The organism is Virgisporangium aurantiacum (assembly GCF_016863635.1).
Classification (GTDB): Bacteria; Actinomycetota; Actinomycetes; order Mycobacteriales; family Micromonosporaceae; genus Virgisporangium; species Virgisporangium aurantiacum.
Genome location: NZ_BOPG01000019.1, coordinates 86,017 through 104,179 on the forward strand (window position 1 = coordinate 86,017; position 18,163 = coordinate 104,179).

At 72.5% G+C, this 18,163-nt stretch carries 16 protein-coding genes; 10 read left to right on the forward strand and 6 right to left on the reverse strand.

What is annotated here, in order from left to right; all coding sequences use genetic code 11:
- The first annotated feature begins 19 nt into the window (after positions 1–19).
- On the forward strand, positions 20–2,017 hold the full coding sequence (locus tag Vau01_RS15275; RefSeq protein WP_203992534.1) for a YncE family protein: 1,998 nt from the start codon (positions 20–22) through the stop codon (positions 2,015–2,017).
- A 52-nt stretch (positions 2,018–2,069) separates the two neighbouring features.
- Here the strand turns inward: Vau01_RS15275 and Vau01_RS15280 are convergent, their stop codons facing one another.
- Positions 2,070–3,293 carry a helix-turn-helix domain-containing protein gene (locus Vau01_RS15280; RefSeq protein ID WP_203992537.1) on the reverse strand — a complete coding sequence of 408 codons (1,224 nt, stop codon included), beginning with the start codon at positions 3,291–3,293 and terminating at the stop codon, positions 2,070–2,072.
- Positions 3,294–3,392: 99 nt separating this feature from the next.
- Between Vau01_RS15280 and Vau01_RS15285 the strand changes: the two genes are divergently transcribed.
- Positions 3,393–4,139, forward strand: coding sequence for an amidohydrolase family protein (locus Vau01_RS15285; RefSeq protein WP_203992540.1), 747 nt, complete (start codon positions 3,393–3,395; stop codon positions 4,137–4,139).
- Positions 4,136–4,870: an amidohydrolase family protein gene (locus tag Vau01_RS15290; RefSeq protein WP_203992543.1), complete on the forward strand. Its 735-nt coding sequence runs from the start codon at positions 4,136–4,138 to the stop codon at positions 4,868–4,870. Before Vau01_RS15285 ends, Vau01_RS15290 begins: the two co-directional genes overlap by 4 nt.
- Here Vau01_RS15290 and Vau01_RS15295 read toward each other — a convergent pair.
- Complete coding sequence (locus Vau01_RS15295; RefSeq protein ID WP_239151601.1) at positions 4,857–5,777, reverse strand: 1-phosphofructokinase family hexose kinase; 921 nt, start codon at positions 5,775–5,777, stop codon at positions 4,857–4,859. The two genes, Vau01_RS15290 and Vau01_RS15295, sit on opposite strands and share 14 nt — an antisense overlap.
- A 52-nt stretch (positions 5,778–5,829) precedes the next feature.
- On the opposite strand from Vau01_RS15295, the gene Vau01_RS15300 reads away from it, so the two are divergent.
- The 6 genes from Vau01_RS15300 (at position 5,830) to Vau01_RS15325 (ending at position 14,015) form a co-directional block, all read left to right on the forward strand.
- Positions 5,830–7,902 (forward strand): Hsp70 family protein, encoded by a 2,073-nt coding sequence (locus Vau01_RS15300; RefSeq protein WP_239151609.1) that lies wholly within the window; start codon positions 5,830–5,832, stop codon positions 7,900–7,902.
- Between the two features lie 141 nt (positions 7,903–8,043).
- Positions 8,044–10,782, forward strand: a complete 2,739-nt coding sequence (locus Vau01_RS15305; RefSeq protein WP_203992554.1) for an MGH1-like glycoside hydrolase domain-containing protein — start codon at positions 8,044–8,046, stop codon at positions 10,780–10,782.
- Positions 10,779–12,239: an alpha-amylase family protein gene (locus Vau01_RS15310; RefSeq protein ID WP_203992557.1), complete on the forward strand. Its 1,461-nt coding sequence runs from the start codon at positions 10,779–10,781 to the stop codon at positions 12,237–12,239. The genes Vau01_RS15305 and Vau01_RS15310 overlap by 4 nt, the downstream gene beginning before the upstream one ends.
- A 23-nt stretch (positions 12,240–12,262) precedes the next feature.
- On the forward strand, positions 12,263–12,976 hold the full coding sequence (locus Vau01_RS15315; protein ID WP_203992559.1) for a hypothetical protein: 714 nt from the start codon (positions 12,263–12,265) through the stop codon (positions 12,974–12,976).
- Positions 12,973–13,434: an RDD family protein gene (locus Vau01_RS15320; RefSeq protein ID WP_203992562.1), complete on the forward strand. Its 462-nt coding sequence runs from the start codon at positions 12,973–12,975 to the stop codon at positions 13,432–13,434. Before Vau01_RS15315 ends, Vau01_RS15320 begins: the two co-directional genes overlap by 4 nt.
- A gap of 23 nt (positions 13,435–13,457) precedes the next feature.
- Positions 13,458–14,015, forward strand: a complete 558-nt coding sequence (locus Vau01_RS15325) for a copper chaperone PCu(A)C (protein WP_203992566.1) — start codon at positions 13,458–13,460, stop codon at positions 14,013–14,015.
- 24 nt (positions 14,016–14,039) lie between these two features.
- Here the strand turns inward: Vau01_RS15325 and Vau01_RS15330 are convergent, their stop codons facing one another.
- The 4 genes from Vau01_RS15330 to Vau01_RS15345 form a co-directional block, all read right to left on the reverse strand.
- Positions 14,040–14,336, reverse strand: a complete 297-nt coding sequence (locus tag Vau01_RS15330; protein WP_203992569.1) for a hypothetical protein — start codon at positions 14,334–14,336, stop codon at positions 14,040–14,042.
- A 113-nt stretch (positions 14,337–14,449) separates the two neighbouring features.
- Entirely contained in the window at positions 14,450–15,067 is a 618-nt protein-coding gene (locus Vau01_RS15335; RefSeq protein ID WP_203992572.1) for an HdeD family acid-resistance protein, read from the reverse strand.
- 117 nt (positions 15,068–15,184) lie between these two features.
- Positions 15,185–15,685, reverse strand: a complete 501-nt coding sequence (locus tag Vau01_RS15340) for a hypothetical protein (protein WP_203992575.1) — start codon at positions 15,683–15,685, stop codon at positions 15,185–15,187.
- A 45-nt stretch (positions 15,686–15,730) separates the two neighbouring features.
- Positions 15,731–17,476 (reverse strand): alpha/beta hydrolase, encoded by a 1,746-nt coding sequence (locus tag Vau01_RS15345; protein ID WP_203992577.1) that lies wholly within the window; start codon positions 17,474–17,476, stop codon positions 15,731–15,733.
- Between the two features lie 201 nt (positions 17,477–17,677).
- Here Vau01_RS15345 and Vau01_RS15350 point away from each other — a divergent pair, with 201 nt between their 5' ends.
- Complete coding sequence (locus tag Vau01_RS15350) at positions 17,678–18,163, forward strand: DUF1269 domain-containing protein (RefSeq protein ID WP_203992580.1); 486 nt, start codon at positions 17,678–17,680, stop codon at positions 18,161–18,163.

Consider the following 18,163-nt stretch of genomic DNA (forward strand, 5'->3'; position numbering starts at 1 on the left):
AATTCCCGAGGAGGTATCCGTGCGCCTCGTCCGATCCATTCTCGTCATCGCGTCCCTGCTGGCCGCCGTCCCGTATCCGGCCGCGGCAAACGCCGCTGGCCCGGCCACGACGTCGACCGCGGCGCGCCCCACGACCGGGGCGGCCTGCACCGATCCCGCCTACCAGACTTTCGGTCCCGCCTCCATTACCGGCGCGATCGTGGGCGCCACGACCCACAACGGGTTCGCGTACGTGGTCACCCGCGGGCTCAAGCCGCCGATCCTCGCCGAGATCGACCTCGCGACCAGACGGGTGGTGCGTCAGGTCCCGCTGCCCGACGGCCCGCTGGCCGGCGAACCGGAGGGCGGGTGGGCGACCACCGTCTCCGGTGGGCAGATCTATGTCGGCACCTACCCGGTTCCGGACCTGTACCGCTTCGACCCGGCGACCGGAACCGTGACCCACATCCGCTCGTTCGGGGTGAACGGCGGCTTCGTCTGGAGCCTCACCACCGCTCCCGACGGGACGATCTACGCCGGGACGTACCCCGACGGCAAGGTCTGGGAGTACGTCCCGGCCACCGGAGCGGTGCGCAACTTCGGTGTCCTGGCCACGGGCGAGCGCTACGTCCGGGCGGTCGCCGCCGACGCGACCAACGTCTACGCCGGACTGCTGGACAAGGCGAAACTCGTCGCCATCAACCGGACCACGGGCGCGGTGACCACGTTGGCGACCGGCACCGGCGGCTTCGCGACCGTGGGCGTCGGCAACGGGCGGGTCGTCGCGACCAGCGGCTCCACCCTGTACGACGTCCGACCCGACGGCACGGACCTGCGGACGGTCGGCCTCGGCGAGCTGACCTCCGACATGCTGCTCGTCGAGCCGGACGGCACCGTGTACCTGTCGGCCCGCCCGACCGGCGCCGTCCTCCGGTACCGCACCGGCGACCCGGCCCCGACTCCGCTCGGTACCCCGAAGGAGGCCGAGGAGACGCGGCGGCTCGTCGTCGAGAACAACCGCCTCACCGGGTTCTCCGGCAGCGGCGGCATGTGGACGATGGACCCGGCGACCGGCGCCACCGAGTTCACCGACCTGATCGCGGCGGGGCTCACGCCGGGATCCGAGCGGCCACAGGCGATCCGCCTGGAGGGACCCGACGAACTGTGGGTCGCCGGCCACTTCTCCGTCACCGTCCGGGACCTGCGGACCATGCGGCAACGGCGCATCTGGGTTCCGGGCGAGCCGAAGGCGATCGTCAGCCGGGGCGACACGATGTTCGCCGCCATGTACCCGAGCGGCGAGATCCTCGCCATCGACCGGACGTCGTTGACGCTGCGCAGCCTCGGCTACCTCGGCCACGGCCAGCAACGCCCGTGGGACCTCGAGTACGACCCGATCTCCGACAAGCTTCTGGTGGCCACCGCGCCGCTCGGCGCCAGTCTCCAGGGCGCACTGTCCATAGTGGACCCGGACACCGGCGCGAAGCAGGTGTACGTCAACGTCATCCCGGACCAGAGCCTCATGAGCCTCTCCCTCGACGTGGCCAAGCGCATCGTCTACCTCGGCGGTGACGTCCGCGGCGGTGGCGGCACTCCCCCGGTCCGGACGGCCGCCTCGGTGGCGGCCTTCGACCTCCGGACGCGGACCGTGCGCTGGCAGGTGACGCCCGTGGCCGGCTACCAGACGTTCCAGGACCTCAAGGTGCAGGACGGCCTCCTCTTCGGCGTGTACAAGCGCAACGCCAGTTGGTTCCGGATGAACCTGGCGACCCGGACCATCACGCACTCGGGCCCGCTGCCCGGGTACGGGGAGCTCCACGTGCACAACGGCACGGTGTTCACCGCCACCTACTTCGGCGGCGGGAACGTCTACGCGCTGGGCACGACGGCGAAGCTCGTCGCCACCGGGCTCGGCGACGAGTGGTACACCAACCCGCAACTGGCCTTCGAACCCGGGTCGTGGAACGCCTGGGCCCTCATCGGCCGCGACCTCGCCCGGATCCGGCTCGATCCCGCCTGTCCGACCGTCACGATCTGATCACCGTTGGCGGCGGGAGCGGATTCCGGTCATGACCCAAATTGACGGACGCTCAGATGGTGATCCGGTAGAGCGTCGACGGGCGGCCGCTGCTGCCGGACGCCAGACTGCCCGTGCGTTCCGCGAGCCCGGCCAGTTCGAGCCGGTTGAGCATCCGGCGCGCGGTCCGCGGCTGGACGCCGAGCCGGTCGGCGAGGTCGCGGGTGTTCACCGGCGCCGACCCGGCCGACTCCCGCACCTCGCGCAGGCGTTGCAGCGTCGCCACGCTGAGCCCCACCCGTTGCGCCACAACCGCGAGGTTGGCCCCGGCCGGATCGGCCGGCGGGCCGGCCGCCGCCAGGATCAGGTCGTTGTCGCGCGTCGACAGCACCGACGCCACCGGCCCGAACTTCCGCGCCCGGCTCAGCGCCCGGCGGGCCAGGTTCTCCGCCTCGGCGGCACCCCGGCCCAACCCGAAGCCGATCCGCACGGTCTCGTGCAGCTCCGCGAGCCGGCGCAGCATCGGCAGGCCGGAGAAGCCGTTGGTGGCCGCGTAGAGCGGGCCGCGGGTGGAGATGAGCAGGTGCATGCCGCCGGCGAGGGGCGTCATCGTGCCGCCGACGCCCACCACCTCCTTGAGCAGACCCTCGTCGCCGCCGGACAGCTCCGCCAGCCCGATCACGAGCTGGGCGTCCTCCCGCATCTGGTTGTCGGTCTCCAGCAGCAACTGGCGCACCGCGTTGCGCACCGCGTGGGTCGACGGCGCGAGCCGGTGCACCGGCATCTCCCCGCGCAGCCTCTCGTAGACCGAACGCAGGCAGGTGAGCGCGACCTGGCTCCCGCGCGGACCGCGCCGGGCCCGCCGGTGGAACGTTTCCGTCTGCGCCGACGTCACCCCGCCGCGGTAGGGCAGCGTCGCGATGTTGGCGACCGGCACGCCCGCCTCGGTGAACGTGGCCACGACGTCGGCCGTCGGCAGGGTGTCGATGGACATGCGGGAGACGTCGTGGCCCTCGCGGACCAGCCGGACCAGCGCCTGCAGCAGGGTCGCACCCGTGTAGTCGACGAAGACGGCCGGCCGGGTGAGCGTCTCCGCCTCGCGGCACAACGTGTAGGGGACGACGCCGGTGAAGAGCCACGCGTCGACCGACGACCCGTGTGCGGCGGTGATCGCCGGCGCCTCGGACTCGTGGCCGTAGTTCAGGCGGTACGCCGTGACGCGGGACTGCTCCTCGCACACCGCCGCCACGTCGTCGACCAGATCGTGCGGACCGACCACACCGACCTGTACCGCCATCGACGCCTCCCTCGCGCAAACCGTGCCGTCAGATTACGGTCATGTCCAGTATTCCAGCAGCCCCGGAAGGTGCCCAATGCTTCCCAGCACGGTGACGACATGATCGACGTTTTCGACCCCGAGCCGCTGCTCGGCGGGCTGACGGTCACCCTCGACATCGACGTCCTCATCGGACGGTTCCCCGACCGCCCCGGCCCGGACGGCGACGCCACCACGGTCATGGCGATGCTCGCCGACCGCGGCGTGGCCCGCGCGGCGGTCGCCAGCCTGCGCGCCGCGCTGTTCGACGTCACCGCGGGCAACGCCGACGCCATGGCGGTGCCGGACGGTGTCGCGGTGGGGACGCTCGACCTGCGCGATCCCCTCGGGTCGGCGGCGGAGCTGGAACGGCTCGTCGCGGCCGGCGTGCGGGCGGTCCGGTTCTTCCCCGAGGAGCAGGGCGTCCAGCCCGACTACCCGTCGGTGCGGCACCTGGCGCGGCTCGCCACCGACGCCGGCCTGGTGATCCTGACCGGCGGCGACGTGCGCCGGTTCTGGCGGCCGTTCGCCGGACTGGTCGCCGGCGTGGTGTTCCTGGACACGCACTTCTACCACCTCGGCGACTTCCTCCTCGTGGCCGCCGACGAGCCCGGCTTCCACACGTCGACCCGCCTGCTCACCTCTTCCGACGGGCTCGAACAGGTGGCGGAACACGTGGGCGCGGACCGGCTGCTGTTCGGCTCGCGGGCGCCGGTCTACGAGCCGTACGTGCCGTTGCTGCGGCTCGCCACCAGTTCCCTGTCGGCGGCGGAGAAGGTCATGGTGGCCGGCGGGAACGCGCGGCGGCTCCTGGACGGCGACCGGTGATCGTCGACGTCCACGCGCACTGGGGGCCGTGGTTCTTCAGCGGCCTGCGCACGCCGAACCTCACCGTGATGGACCGCTACGGCATCGACGTCGCGATCGTCTCCTCGACCGAGGCGGTCACCTACGACCCGGCCGCGGGCAACCGCGCGCTCGCCGACTTCCTGCGGTCCGCGCCGGACCGGTTGCTGGGCTACGTCACCGTCCACCCGCGACGACTCGACCAGGCGGAACGGGACCTGCGGGAGTTCCTGCCGACGCGCCGGTTCGTGGGCGCCAAGATCCACACGGACTACACCGGTAGCCCCGTCGACTCGCCGCAGATGCGCGACGCGCTGCTCATGCTCGCCGAGCTGGACTGTCCGGCCCTCGTGCACACCTGGGACGCGTCCGTGCTCGACCTGGCCCGGCACTGCGTCGAGATTCCCGGCCTCCGGGTCATCGCGGGGCACATGGGCGCGGGTGGACACCGCCACGCCATCGCGGCGGCGCGGTCGTGCGACCGGCTCTACCTCGAGCCGTCGTGGTCGCACGGGCTGGCCGGCCGGATGGACGAGGTGCTCCGGGAGGTGGACTCCCGCCAGCTCCTGCTCGGCACCGACGCGACGCTGATCGATCCGGCGTCGACGTTCGGCGTGCTCGCCGCCGCGCGACCCGATCCCGTCACGGCGGAGCGGATCGCGTGGCGCAACGCCGCCGAGCTGTTCAAGCTGTCCGGAGTCACGGAAGGGTGAGCGGGCTCAGTTCGATCCGGGGCAGCAGCGCCCGGTAGGTGGACATGTCGAACGATCCGGCGCCCTCGGCCTGAACCGTCGCCGCCGACAGGGCCACGCCGTCGCGCAGCCGGTCGGGCCAGGCCGACCCGTGGGCCAGCCCACGGGCGAGCGCCGCCACGAGCGCGTCACCGGCGCCGGTGGGGTTCCCGGTGACCACCGGCGGAACCGCGGCCCAGGCGCCGTCGGGCGTCACCGCCACCAGGCCGTCGGGCCCGCGGGACACGACGACGGCCGTGGCCCCCGCCGCGCGGACCGCCTGGGCCGCCGCCAGGAGCGGCGCACCGTCCCCGAGGCGCAGGCGGGCCAGCTCGTCGACGTTGGGCTTGACGACGGCGGGCCGGCCGGCCAGCCCGTGCCGCAGCGGCTCGCCGTCGGCGTCCAGCACCACGCGGATGCCGGCCGCGGCGCAGGCCCGGCCCAGCTCCGCGTAGGCGTCGACGGGCACGCCCGGCGGCAGGCTGCCGGACAGCACCGCCACGCCCGCCCCCGAGGTGGCCAGGATCTCCGCGAAGCCGGCCCGGAACGCCTGCCATTCATCGGACGTCACGGTGGGGCCGGGTTCGTTGACCACCGTGGTGCGGCCGGGTTCGGCGAGCACGACCGTGCGGCGGGACTCGCCCCGGATCGTCGTGAACACGGTGCGCACACCGGTTGCCGCAAGCCCGGTCCGGATGACCTCACCGGTGCGACCGCCCAGGAGGCCGCACGCCAGCACCGGCTCGCCGAGCGCGTCGAGCGTCCGGGCCACGTTGAGCCCCTTGCCGCCCGGGCACTCGCGCACCCGGTCGACCCGGTTCGTGTCCCCGATCGTCACCCGACCCAACTCGTACGTGACGTCGAGCGCGGCGTTGAGGGTCACTGTCACGATCACGATCCATGGTCTACCACGGTCACGGCTATGCTCGGCGACCGTGACTATGCCGCGACTCGGGGTCGATCTCGGTACGTCGACCACGATCGCGATGCTGCAGTGGCCCGACGGACGCATCCGGCCGCTGCTGTTCGACGGGTCGCCGCTGCTGTCCTCGGCCGTCCTCTTCGGTGCCGACGGGACGCTGCACACCGGCCGCGACGCCGCCCACCTCGGGCGCGGCAACCCGGAACGGCTCGAACCCAACCCGAAGCGGCGCATCGACGACGACGTGGTCCTGCTCGGCCCCGCCGAGGTGCCGGTCCGGGACCTGCTCGGCGCCGTGCTGGTGCGGGTCGCGCAGGAGGCCGGTCGGGTGGCCGGGCGGTTCGGCGAGCTGACGATCACCCACCCGGCGGCGTGGGGCGCGCGCCGCTGCGCGCTGCTGGTCGAGGCCGCCGAGCGGGCCGGGCTGGGCCGGCCCCGGCTGGTGCCCGAGCCGGTCGCCGCCGCCACCTACTTCGCACACACGATGAGCGGGTCGGTCCCGGTCGGCAGCCGCGTGGTGGTCTACGACCTGGGCGCCGGCACGTGCGACGTCACCGTGCTGCTCCGGCGGCCGCACGGGTTCGACGTGATCGCGTCCGACGGCCTCAACGACGTCGGCGGGCTGGACGTCGACGCGGCGATCGTGGCGTTCCTCGAGGCCACGTACGGCACGCTGTGGACCGACGCGGTGACCCGACGGCAGGTCTGGGACGAGGTCCGCAACGCCAAGGAGATGCTGTCGCGCACCAGCGGCACGGTCATCGCGATCCCGGCGCTGGGCCGGGAGGCGCCGCTCGGCCGCGAGCAGTTCGACGGGCTGATCGGGCCGGTGCTGCGGCCGACCGTCGCGCTCACCCGGTCGCTGATCCGGGACACCGGCACCGGCCCGGCGGCGGTGGTCCTGGTCGGCGGCGCCAGCCGGATCCCCCTGGTCGCGACGATGCTCACCGAGGCGACGGGCGTGCCACCGATCGTGATCGAGCAGCCGGAACTGGTGGTGGCCGAGGGCGCCCTCCACCTGCCGCCGGCGGGCGGCACGTCGCACACGGGCGGTGCCTCGCACGCCGGTGCGGCTCAGGTCGCCGCGGGGAACCCGGTGTCCGCGCCGCCGACGGGGCCGGTCTCCGGTCCTCCGTCGGGGCCGGTGTCGGGTCCCCTCTCCGGTCCGGTATCCGGCGGGATGTCCGGTCCGGTGCCGACCGCCTGGGGCGGACCGGCCGCGCCGGTGTCGGGTGCGTTCGGCCCGGCCGCGCCGGTGTCGGGCGTCAGCGGGCCGGCCGGTCCGGTGTCCGGCGCATTCGGGCCGGCACCGTTCGGGCCGGCACCGTTCGGCGGCGCGGCCCCGCCCGGTACGGCACCGCCGGGCACGGGATCGCCGGGCATGACGCCGCCCGGACGGCCGGGTGAGCCGCGGCGCGGCAGCCTGGCGCTGGTGCTGTCCATCGTCGCCGTGGTGCTGGTGGTGCTCGCCTCCGGCGTCGCCGGTGTGGTGTACGTGGTCAACAAGGACGACGGAAAGCCCGGCGCGAACCCGACCACGCCGACCGGCGGCACCGGCCAGCCGACGCCGGCGTCCGGCGGGTCGGCCCGGTACGACGCGACGAAGCTGCCCGAGAACCTGTGCCTGAGCGTCGACCTCGGCCGGCTGGCGACCCAGTTCGACACGCAGGCGACGGCGCCCACCGTCAACCGGCAGCTCAGCACGATCGTCTCGACGATGACCTGCACGATCAGCCGGCAGAAGGGCACGGCGGCGGTCATGTCGCTGCTGATGATCGTCACCGTCTACACCGACCCGAAGCTCGCCGTCGACCAGCAGAAGCTGGGCCTCGACAACGCCAAGCTCAACGACCCGGGCACGAAGACGCTCGACGGCATCGGCGACGAGGCGTACGCCACCCGCACGGGCGGCGTGCAGGCGGCCACCACGGTCGCCCTGACGCTCGAGATGCGCGCGGCGAACATGCGCTGGTCGGCGTACCTGACGGCGTCGAAGATCAGCAGCGCGGGCTGGACCGACCAGGAGCGCGCCCAGTTCGTCACCGATCTCGGCGCCGCGGTGAAGGCGAGCCACGCGAAGTTCACGGCCTGACGCCCGCGGGTCATTCGCTCCGGGTGACGCGGCGGGGGGACGGCGCGGCGAGCATCACGACATGACCGAGCACTTGTGCGAGGGAATCATTCAGCAGAGCCCTCCCGGTCAGGGCGGGTCACCACGAAGTGGGGACCCGGCATGACCGTCTCCTCCGGTGCCGAGCGTTCCCGCCTGGACGAGTGCGACCGGTCGGGAGTCGCGTGGCGACGATGGGGGCCCTACCTCAGCGAACGGCAATGGGGCACGGTCCGCGAGGACTACAGCGCCGGCGGCGACGCCTGGGCGTACTTCACCCACGACCAGGCGCGCTCGCGTGCCTACCGCTGGGGCGAGGACGGCATCGGCGGGATCAGCGACGACGAGCAGACGCTCTGCCTGGCCGTCGGCATGTGGAACGGGCGCGACCCGATCATCAAGGAACGCCTCTTCGGCGTGACGAACGCCGAGGGCAACCACGGCGAGGACGTCAAGGAGTACTACTTCTACGTCGACAACACGCCGACGCACTCCTACATGCGGATGTTGTACAAGTACCCGCAGCGCGCGTTCCCCTACGCCGATCTCGTCGCCACCAACCAGGCCCGCGGCCGGGCCGACTTCGAGTACGAACTGCTCGACACCGGTGTCTTCGACGAGGACCGCTACTTCGACGTCGTCGTCGAGTACGCCAAGGCCACGCCCGAGGACGTGCTGCTGCGGATCACCGTGCACAACCGGGGGCCGGAGACGGCGGAACTGCGCCTGCTGCCGACGCTGTGGTTCCGGAACACCTGGAGCGCGGGCCCGGGACCCGACACGGCCCGGCCGCGGCTCCGCGAGGTGGCCGGCGTGCCCGGCGCGTCCGTCGTCGCGGCGACGCACGAACGGCTCGGCGAGCGCTGGCTGCTGTGCCCGAACGCCGACCGGCTGCTGTTCACCGGCAACGACACGAACACCGAGCGGCTCTTCGGCACGCCGAACGCGTCCCCGTACGTCAAGGACGCCGTCGACCGGTACGTGGTGCACGGCGAGACCGGCGCGGTGAACCGGTCCGGAACCGGCACGAAGGTGTCCGTCGACGTGCCGCTCTGGCTGCCACCGGGTGGCTCCGGCACGGTCCGGCTGCGGCTCACCGACGTGCCGGTCGTACCCGGTGCCCGCGACGACCGGGTCTCGGCCGTGGCGTTCGACGAGATCGTCGACCGACGCCGGGCGGAGGCCGACGAGTTCTACGCGGCGCTGTTCGCCCCGGAACTCGGCGACGACGAGCGGCTCGTCGTGCGCCAGGCCCTCGCCGGAATGCTGTGGAGCAAGCAGTACTTCGGGTACGACGTCGAGCAGTGGCTCGCCGAGCACGGCGTCGACCCGCTGGACGCCGGCGGCGTCCGCAACGGCGACTGGCCGCACCTGGTCAGCCACGACGTCATCGCGATGCCGGACACCTGGGAGTACCCCTGGTTCGCCGCCTGGGACCTCGCCTTCCACGCCGTGGTGCTGGGGCTGGTCGACATCGCCTTCGCCAAGGCGCAGCTCGACCTGTTGCTGAGCCGGCGCTTCCTGCACCCCAACGGGCAGATCCCGGCGTACGAGTGGAACTTCAGCGACGTCAACCCGCCGGTACACGCCTGGGCGACGTACCTGCTGTACGAGCTGGAGAAGGCGAACACCGGACACGGCGACCGGGCCTGGCTGGAGACCGCGTTCCACAAGCTCGCCGCGAACTTCGCGTGGTGGGTCAACCGCAAGGACGTCGACGGTCGCAACGTCTTCCAGGGCGGTTTCCTGGGCCTGGACAACATCGGGGTCTTCGACCGCAGCGCCCCGCTGCCCACCGGCGGCCGCCTCGACCAGGCCGACGGAACCGCGTGGATGGCACTGTACTGCCAGAACATGCTCCAGATCGCGCTGGAACTGGCGGCCGACGATCCCGGCTTCGTCGAGCCGGCGCTGACGTACTTCGAGCACTTCGCCTGGATCGCCGTCGCGGTCAACCGGACGGCGGGCAAGACCGAGAGCATGTGGGACGAGGAGGACGGGTTCTTCTACGACCTGCTGCGCCGGCCCGACGGCAGCACCACCCGCATGCGCGTCCGCTCGATGGTGGGACTGCTTCCCTTGGCCGCGGCGACCGTGCTGGCCCCCGAGGTGACCGGCCGCTACCCCGAGCTCCTCGACGCGGCCCGCGACTTCGTGGACCGTCACCCGAGCGTCGCGTCGGTGCTGTCACCGGGCTGGTTCCGCGGCGAGGAGGGCCGTCACGTGCTGGCCCTCTTCGACGAGCAACGCCTGCGCCGGATGCTGGCCCGCCTGCTCGACGAGAACGAGTTCCTCGGCCCGTACGGGATCAGGTCGTTGTCCCGCCACCACGCCGACCAGCCCTACGGCCTCGAGGTGGACGGCCGGTGGTACGAGGTCTCGTACCTGCCGGCCGAGTCGGACAGCGGGATGTTCGGCGGCAACTCCAACTGGCGCGGCCCGGTGTGGTTCCCGATGAACGCGCTGGTGATCCGGGCCCTGCTCAACCTCTACGTCGGCTACGGCGACGGGCTCACGGTCGAGTGCCCCACCGGGTCGGGACGGCTGATGACGCTGTTCGAGGTGGCCCGCGAGATCTCGGACCGCCTCACGCGCATCTTCCTGCCCGACGCCGCGGGTCGCCGCCCCTGCTACGGCGGCCAGACGATCTTCGCCGAAAACGCGCACTGGCGCGATCTGGTCACGTTCTCCGAGTACTTTCACGGTGACAACGGTGCGGGCCTCGGTGCCACCCACCAGACCGGGTGGACCGGTCTCGTGGCGGTGTTCCCGAACCTGTTCGCCGGGCTCACGGCACCCGAGTTGTTCGCGCGGGGGCTGGGCGGGGTCCGTCGGGCCCGGACCGCGGAGGAGCGGGCATGACCGTTGTGGTGTACGAGGTCGACACCTGGCCCTGGTTGACCGACCAGCGGCAACGGCTGGGCGAGCAGGTGACGCTGGGCGACCTGCCCGCCGACGTCTGGGACCGGCTCGCCCCGCCCGGCACCGACGCCGTCTGGCTGATGGGCGTCTGGGAGCGCAGCCCCGCCGGGCTCGAGATCGCCAACCGGAACGCCGGGCTCCAGGACGCGTTCCACGCGGCCCTGCCCGACCTCGCGCCCGGCGACGTGGTCGGTTCGCCGTACTGCGTCCGCCGGTACGTCGTCGACGAGCGCCTCGGCGGCCCGGCCGCGCTGGCCGTCGCGCGGGCCGAACTCGCCCGGCGCGGGCTGCGCCTGATCCTCGACTACGTGCCCAACCACGTCGCCCCCGACCACCCGGCCGTCGTCGACCACCCGAAGTGGTTCGTGCGGGGCGGCCCGGAGGACCTGGCCCGTGATCCGGCCGGCTGGCTGGAGATCGGGGGGAACATCATCGCCCGGGGCCGCGACCCGTACTTCCCGCCGTGGCCCGACGTGGTGCAGGTCAACGCGTTCCGGCCGAAGCTGCGCCGGGCCACCGTCGACATGCTCGGCGGCATCCTCGACCAGGCCGACGGCGTCCGGTGCGACATGGCGATGCTGCTCACCAACGACATCTTCGGCAAGACCTGGGGCGAGTGGGCCGGGCCGGCGCCGGCCGAGGAGTTCTGGCCGACGGTCATCGGGGCACTGCGGCAGCGGCACCCGGACGCGCTGCTCATCGCCGAGGCGTACTGGGACATGGAGTGGACGCTCCAGCGGCAGGGCTTCGACCTCTGCTACGACAAGCGGCTCTACGACCGGCTCGTCGGGGAGGACGCCGCGTCCGTCCGCTCGCATCTCGGCGCCGGGGCGGACTACCAGCGCAAGCTGATCCGCTTCATCGAGAACCACGACGAGCCGCGCGCCGCGGCGGCCCTGCCCAGCGGTCGCGACCGCGCCGCCGCCGTCGCCGTGGCGACCCTGCCCGGTGCGACGCTGTGGCACGACGGCCAGTTCGAGGGCCGGCGGACGCGGCTGCCGGTGTTCCTCGGCCGGCGCCCCGACGAGCCGCTCGACGACGACCTGCGCGGCTTCTACCACCGGCTGGTCGCGGCGGCGGCCCAGGCGCGCCGGGGCACCTGGACGCTGCTCGACGTCGCCGGCTGGCCCGACAACCCGACCAACCGCGACGTGCTCGCCTGGGCCTGGCTCAACGACCGGCGGCCGCACCACGTGGTCACGGTGAACCTGTCCGACCACCCGGCGCAGGGCCTGGTCGCGCTGCCGTGGGACGCGTTGGGTGGCGACGAGTGGCGGCTCACCGACCTCCTCGACGGGCGGGTCTTCGACCGCGACGGCGACGATCTCGCCGCCGGCGGCCTGTACGTCGACCTGCCGCCGTGGGCGGCCCATGTGCTCGCGGTCGAACCGCGCTGACGTCAAGGAAGGTTGGCACTCCGATGGTTATCGCATCACCGGAACAGCGGACGAACGGACCGGCGATCCCCCAACAGGAGCCGCCGCCGGCGTCTCTCCCGCAGGAGCCGCCGACGGCGGCCGGGCCGACAGCATCCGGGCCGACAGCGGCCGGGCCCATTCGGGTGTGGTTCCTGCCCGACGTCGCCGTCGGCGCCACGGCGGGTGCCGTCGGCGCGATCGGCGCGCTGCTCGGGGCCGCCGGCCGGGCCGCGGCGCAACGCACGCCGAGCCGCTCGGACGCCTCGCGCCTGGGCGAACGGGTCGGCCGGCGGCTCACCGGTCTGGCCGACCGCGGCGCCGTCCAGCGCCAGCGGGGCCAACGGTTCGCGGTGACCGTCGTCGACGCCGCCAGCACGACGGTCGTCACCTCGGCGATGGTCAACCGGGCCGTCGACCTCCAGCTCAACCGGGTGCTGCGGCCGGTGGTGGCGGCGGTCCTCGACGACGTGCTGGCGCGCCTGGAGGCGGAGCCGGAACGGGTGCGGTCGTTGGTGCGTGGGCAGCGCGACAGCATGATCGACGAGATCGTCGGCCACGTGCGGGCCGGAGCACTGGCCGGCGACACGACCGTCGAGCGGTGGACGTCCCGGATCCTGCGGCGCTCGGCCGCGCCGGCCGCCCAGGCCGCGCCGGCTGCCCCGCCGACTGCCCCGCCGGCCGCCCCGCCGGCGCCGGATCCGTCGCCCGCGTTGTGACCGTTCCCGTCGCCCGCGTCGCGACCGTTCCCACCGACCGCGCGTACGCGGGAGCCGTCAGCCGAACGGTCGCCTACGTGGTCGACGTGCTGCTGGTCGCCATCGTCGTCGGTGGCATCGCCGTCGTCGTCGAACTCATGAGCACCGCTCTCCTCGCGGGGGCACGGGACGCCGCCCGGGTCGCGGTGCGGTACCTCGTGCTGTTCATGCCCGCGTTCCTCGCGTTCTACAGCATGCTTTTCTGGCGGCTCGCCGGACGCACACCGGGCATGGCGCTGCTCGACGTCCGGGTGATCCAGGTGAACGGCCGGCCGGTGTCGTGGTTCGCGTCGCTCGTCCGGGCGATCCTGTTGGCCTACCTGCCCATCGGCGCGGTCTGGTCCCTTGTGGACAGACGCCGCCAGGGCGTGCACGACAAGCTCGCCCGGACGGTCGTGGTGCGCGTGCCGGGCCCGTGAGACGTTGCCTTGGAGGGTGTGACGTGAATCGTGTCGGAGTCTTCGCGGCGATCCTGCTCTCCCTGCTGGGGTCCGCCGGCTGCTCGGCGCAGGCCGGATCTCAGCAGGTCGACAGCGTGGACGGGCAGGTGGGCCCGCTTCGGCTGCTCCGCGTGGCGGTCGACTCCCCGGGCCCGCGCGGCAGCATCCATGTCGCGGGGAACAGCGCCGCTCTGCTCCTGACGATCGCGAACTTCGGCGGGGCCGAGGACGTCCTCACCGCGGCGAGCACCGACGTCGCCCGGGAGGTCGTCCTCCGCGACGGCGACGCCGCTGCGCGGTCGCCCCTGCAGATGGCCGTACCCGCCAGCGGCGCCGCCGTTCTCCACGACGTCACCGGACCGCACCTGGAGCTGTCCGGGCTGCGACGGCCCCTGCGCGGCGGGTCCAGTGTCGTCGTCACTTTCCAGTTCCGCGACGCCGGCCTGGTGACCATCCGGGTGCCGGTCCGTAGCTACACCGACGTCCCGGTCGATCGGATCTCTCAGCCCGATGGTGACCGGGACGCCCGAACCGCGCCACCACCCGACCGGCGCCCCTGACTCCGCCCGCTGTCACCGGGTTCGTCAGGTGGCGGCGGGTTCCCGGCTCTCCGCTGGGTCGGTGGTCACGACATACACGTCGGCGCCGTTGCGCCATGCGCCGGCACCGGCCTTGACGGCCGCCCTGGCCAGCCGCCACTGCCGTCTGGCGAGTTCGGTCGGTGGCACCTCCATGTGGTCGATCCGACGCCGTGCCATCACCCCCAGGGCGACGGTGGCGACCCCGAGCCCGGCCATCCCGAGCGCCGCGGCCGCGGCCAGGAGCGCCGAGCTGGTGATGAGAAGCCGAGCGCTTGTCGTCTGCTGCGAGTCGTCGGTCATGGGATCCCCACCCTTCGGTTGGCGTGTGTAGGCCCACCATCCAGACCGCAGGGCCCGGCGGCATCGTCCGTACGGGATGATGCCGCGACGTCCACCCGGCGGCGATGACGGCGTCAGGATTCGGGACCGCTCCGGCGGAGCTGGAGCCCGACCACCACCTGCATCGCGCCGGTCAGGATGAAACCCAGGCCGGTCATCAGGACCAGCACGCCCAGCGAGAAGCGCGGCACGAACAGGAAGACCAGCCCGAGCACGATCGAGATCAGACCGGTGGCGAGCAGCGCGACCCGCGACCCGCCGCGCTTCGCGTCGGCGGCCATGACCACCTCGGCGATCCCGCTCAGCAACCATGTCACGGCCACCACGACCGCGAGCAGCTCCACGGTGCGGACGAGGTCGCGCAAGCACGCCACGCCGACGATGACGAGGACGACGCCCACGATGCCGGACAGCATCTGCCGCCCCACACCCCGGCCGGAGACGAACGCGCTGAAGATGCGCACCAGCCCGCCGAGCAGCAGCCAGAGCCCGGCCAGTGCCGCCATCACCTTGAGCGTCGCCGTGGGCCAGCCCACCACGACGATGCCGAGCAGCACCGACACGATCCCCAGCCCGACGACGGACCACCAGGGGAACAGGCCGGAATCGCGGATCACCACCTGCTGGCTGGCGAGGCTGGGGCGCAGGCCCGCCGGGGCCTCGGCACCCGGTGTCGCCGGACTGTCAGTCATGGTCGTCTCCCGGTGCTCGTCGACGGTCGCCCCACAGGGTCCGTCTCCGCCCGCGCCCGCACCTCATCCCGATCGGGTGAGAACGCATGACGGCACGGTGAGCCGCCCGAGCCACGATCAGCGGCTGTCGTGGCGGGCCTGACGCCGCGCACCCACCGCCCGGGTGGAGGCGTGGCGCTTGGGCAGACCCAGGTGGTCCGGCCGGCGGTCGAGCCGCTGCGCGACGCGCCCGTCGGTTCTTTCGGCGGCCGGCGCCGCTGGGGGCGCCGTGTTCCGGGCGTTCCGCGCCTCGGCCAGCCGTTCGGCGCGCAGCGCGCGAGCACTGGCGCGGGCCGCCGCCGCGAGGCGGGCGCTGACCCGGGCCAGCGCGTCCTCGAACACCTCGGCCTTGGTCCGGTTGCGGGTGTTCTTCGGGTACGCCCTCCCCCGGCCGCCCACCTCCTCGATGCGGGCCGCCGCCCGGCGGCGGTACAGCTTGACGTACTTGTCCCGGGCGCGCCGCACGCGGGTGTGCAGCTCGACCAGCCCGTCCTCGTCCAGCTCGGCAAGCCGCGCGCGCTCGGTCTCCCGGACCAGCGACAGCTCGTTCTCGGTCAGCGAGTTCAGAAGTGCGTTCATACCGTGGCGCTTCCCGTGATGGTCTGGCGTGGAATCCGTCACCGATCAGCCGTCGGAGGACATCAGCTCGGTGAGTGCGGTGGTGCGGTCAGCGGTCCAACCGTCCGGCGGGGCGATCCTGGCCCAGGCCGCGACCGGGAGCGACCCGAAGTTGTGGCCGTGGCCGGCGGGCACCCCGTTCGCGAACGCCATGTCCGCCGACACCTGCCAGAACGTCACGAACGGGAACCACCGCATGCTGGGCAGGACGTCCGATCCCCGGGGCTCGGCCAACCAGTCGGGACGGCGCACCATCAGCCGCGGCGACCACCAGGTGATCGGATCGGACGGGTACTGCAGGTAGACGACCCGTGGGTTCTCCCAGACCGTGTCCGGCCGGTCGAGATCCGCCGGAACGGCGGCGAACCGCACCGTTGAGCCCCGCTCGTAGACCGGCAGAACCTCGGAGCTGCCCGGGTCGCGGTCCGTGACGAGTTCTCCCCACAACTGGTTGCCGTTGGGGGGCCCGATCAACAGCATCCCGTCGGTGCGGTTGCGGATGTCGTCCGGGCCGCTGAACGCCGCCTCGGCGCCGAACGAGCCGAGGCTCTCGCCGAAGACGAGCAGCTTGGGACGCTGATCGCGGGGAAGCCGCGACCACACGCCGTACACCTGGTCGAACAGGTCCCGGCCGGCCTCCCGGGCCCGGCTCTGGTCGACCAGGAACGAGATCGCGCTGGGCAGGTACGAGTACTGCGTCGCGACGAGAGCCGTGTCGCCGTTGTACATGTACTCCAGCGGCTCGACCGCCTGCCGGTTGACCCAACCGGTGCCGGTGGTGGTGATCACGCACAGCACCCGGCGCTGGAACGCGCCGGTGCGCTGCAGTTCCCGCACCGCCAACGCGGCCCGCTCCCGGGAGGTCGGCGCCGACTCCAGGCCCACGTAGACGCGGATGGGTGGCTTCGCTCCCGTCCCGCCGAAGTCCTCCAGGGCATCGGTGCGTGGCCCGCCCGAGATGAAGATGCGGCCCTGGTTGCCCAGCGACTCCCAGGAGACCAACGAGTCCGGTCCGCCGGAGCGCATCGGGTCGTCGGGCGCCTCCACGTCGGGGCGCGTCTCACCGTTGACGGCGCGGAACGCCCCGTCCGCGACGGCGAACATCCCGTCCAGGACGACGCCGTTCAGCACGCCGAGAAGCAGCACCACGACGACGGTCGCCGCGATCACCTGGGCGGCCGCCGCCGGGATCCACCGGCCCAGCAGGCCGGCGAGGCTCCGGGTCGCCCGCCGTAGCAGCCGGAACAGGCCGACGAATCCGGCCGCGGTCACCACGGCGATCGGCAGCACGAGGACGAAGGCGAACCCCGGTGGGGAGTCGACGTCCATGAGACGGTGGATCTCGCGTTGCCACATGGCGCCCAGCACGAGGAACGTCACCGCCGCGACCGTCGCCAGCGCGGCGAACACCTTCCACGCCATCGGACCGGGCGACGGTTGGGGCCGCCCGGACAGGTGGCGGGCCACCCAGACCCCGAGGGTTCCGAGGCCGTACCCGATCGCGGCCAGGAGTCCGCTGATGAGGCCCTGGAACAGGATTCCGCGCGGCAGCAGCGAGGGGGTCAACGATATGCAGAAGAACACGGTGGCCACGACGAGCCCGACGAAACTGTACCGCCACCGGCGGAGGAACCGGCCCCAGCGTCCGCCCGACGGTGTTTCGTCGGGCCCGGACCGGGCCTCTCCGGTGGCGGGTGCGGGCTCCCGGACGGCGTCGCTGACCCGGTTCTCATCGTGCGTCGTGTCGTCCACGCGATGCTCCTGCCACTCGTGACGGACCGGCCCTCGTCGCCTCCACGGTGGATCCGCCGACGTCTCCCGTGCGTCCTCCTCCACAGGTGATTGTGCGACGCGGGCGGATCAATCAATCATCCGCGGCGGGGGATACACCAACGCGACCGCACCACGACAGTATTCGTCGCACCCTTCCTCGGAATCTCTCGCGGAGGAGCCATGTCAGAGCTGATCATCATCGGATACGACGACCACGACACCGCTGAGAGAGCCTACGAGAAGGTGCAGTCGCTGCGGAGCACGCACATCGTCGAACTCGCGGGGCTGGCCGTGGTCACCGTCGATTCTGACGGGAAGAGCCACGTGGACACTCCCGGAAAGCAGGTCACCGACTCGGCATTGTCCGGTGCGCTCTTCGGCATGATATTCGGTGTTCTTTTCGTGGTTCCGTTCGCCGGAATGATCGTCGGTGGCGCGATCGGCGCGTTGATGGGCCGGCTGGCGAAGTCCGGCATCAACGCGTCGTTCCGCGAGCGGATCGACACGTTGCTCGCTCCCGGCCGTGGGGCCGTCGTCATCATGGCCAAGAGGATCACGCAGGACAAGTTCAGCGACGCCATGCGCCCGTTCGGCGGTGAGGTACTGCAGACGTCACTGTCCAACGAGGACGAGAGAGAACTCGTCGAGGGGCTCGCCGGCTCGTAG

Bases quoted from the DNA above. Each gene is read 5' to 3' on its own strand.
- Vau01_RS15280 (WP_203992537.1), bottom strand. From the start codon at position 3,293: ATGGCGGTACAGGTCGGTGTGGTCGGTCCGCACGATCTGGTCGACGAC.
- Vau01_RS15335 (WP_203992572.1), bottom strand. From the start codon at position 15,067: ATGACTGACAGTCCGGCGACACCGGGTGCCGAGGCCCCGGCGGGCCTG.
- Vau01_RS15305 (WP_203992554.1), top strand. From the start codon at position 8,044: ATGACCGTCTCCTCCGGTGCCGAGCGTTCCCGCCTGGACGAGTGCGAC.
- Vau01_RS15330 (WP_203992569.1), bottom strand. From the start codon at position 14,336: ATGACCGACGACTCGCAGCAGACGACAAGCGCTCGGCTTCTCATCACC.
- Vau01_RS15310 (WP_203992557.1), top strand. From the start codon at position 10,779: ATGACCGTTGTGGTGTACGAGGTCGACACCTGGCCCTGGTTGACCGAC.
- Vau01_RS15300 (WP_239151609.1), top strand. From the start codon at position 5,830: ATGCCGCGACTCGGGGTCGATCTCGGTACGTCGACCACGATCGCGATG.
- Vau01_RS15315 (WP_203992559.1), top strand. From the start codon at position 12,263: ATGGTTATCGCATCACCGGAACAGCGGACGAACGGACCGGCGATCCCC.
- Vau01_RS15350 (WP_203992580.1), top strand. From the start codon at position 17,678: ATGTCAGAGCTGATCATCATCGGATACGACGACCACGACACCGCTGAG.
- Vau01_RS15340 (WP_203992575.1), bottom strand. From the start codon at position 15,685: ATGAACGCACTTCTGAACTCGCTGACCGAGAACGAGCTGTCGCTGGTC.
- Vau01_RS15285 (WP_203992540.1), top strand. From the start codon at position 3,393: ATGATCGACGTTTTCGACCCCGAGCCGCTGCTCGGCGGGCTGACGGTC.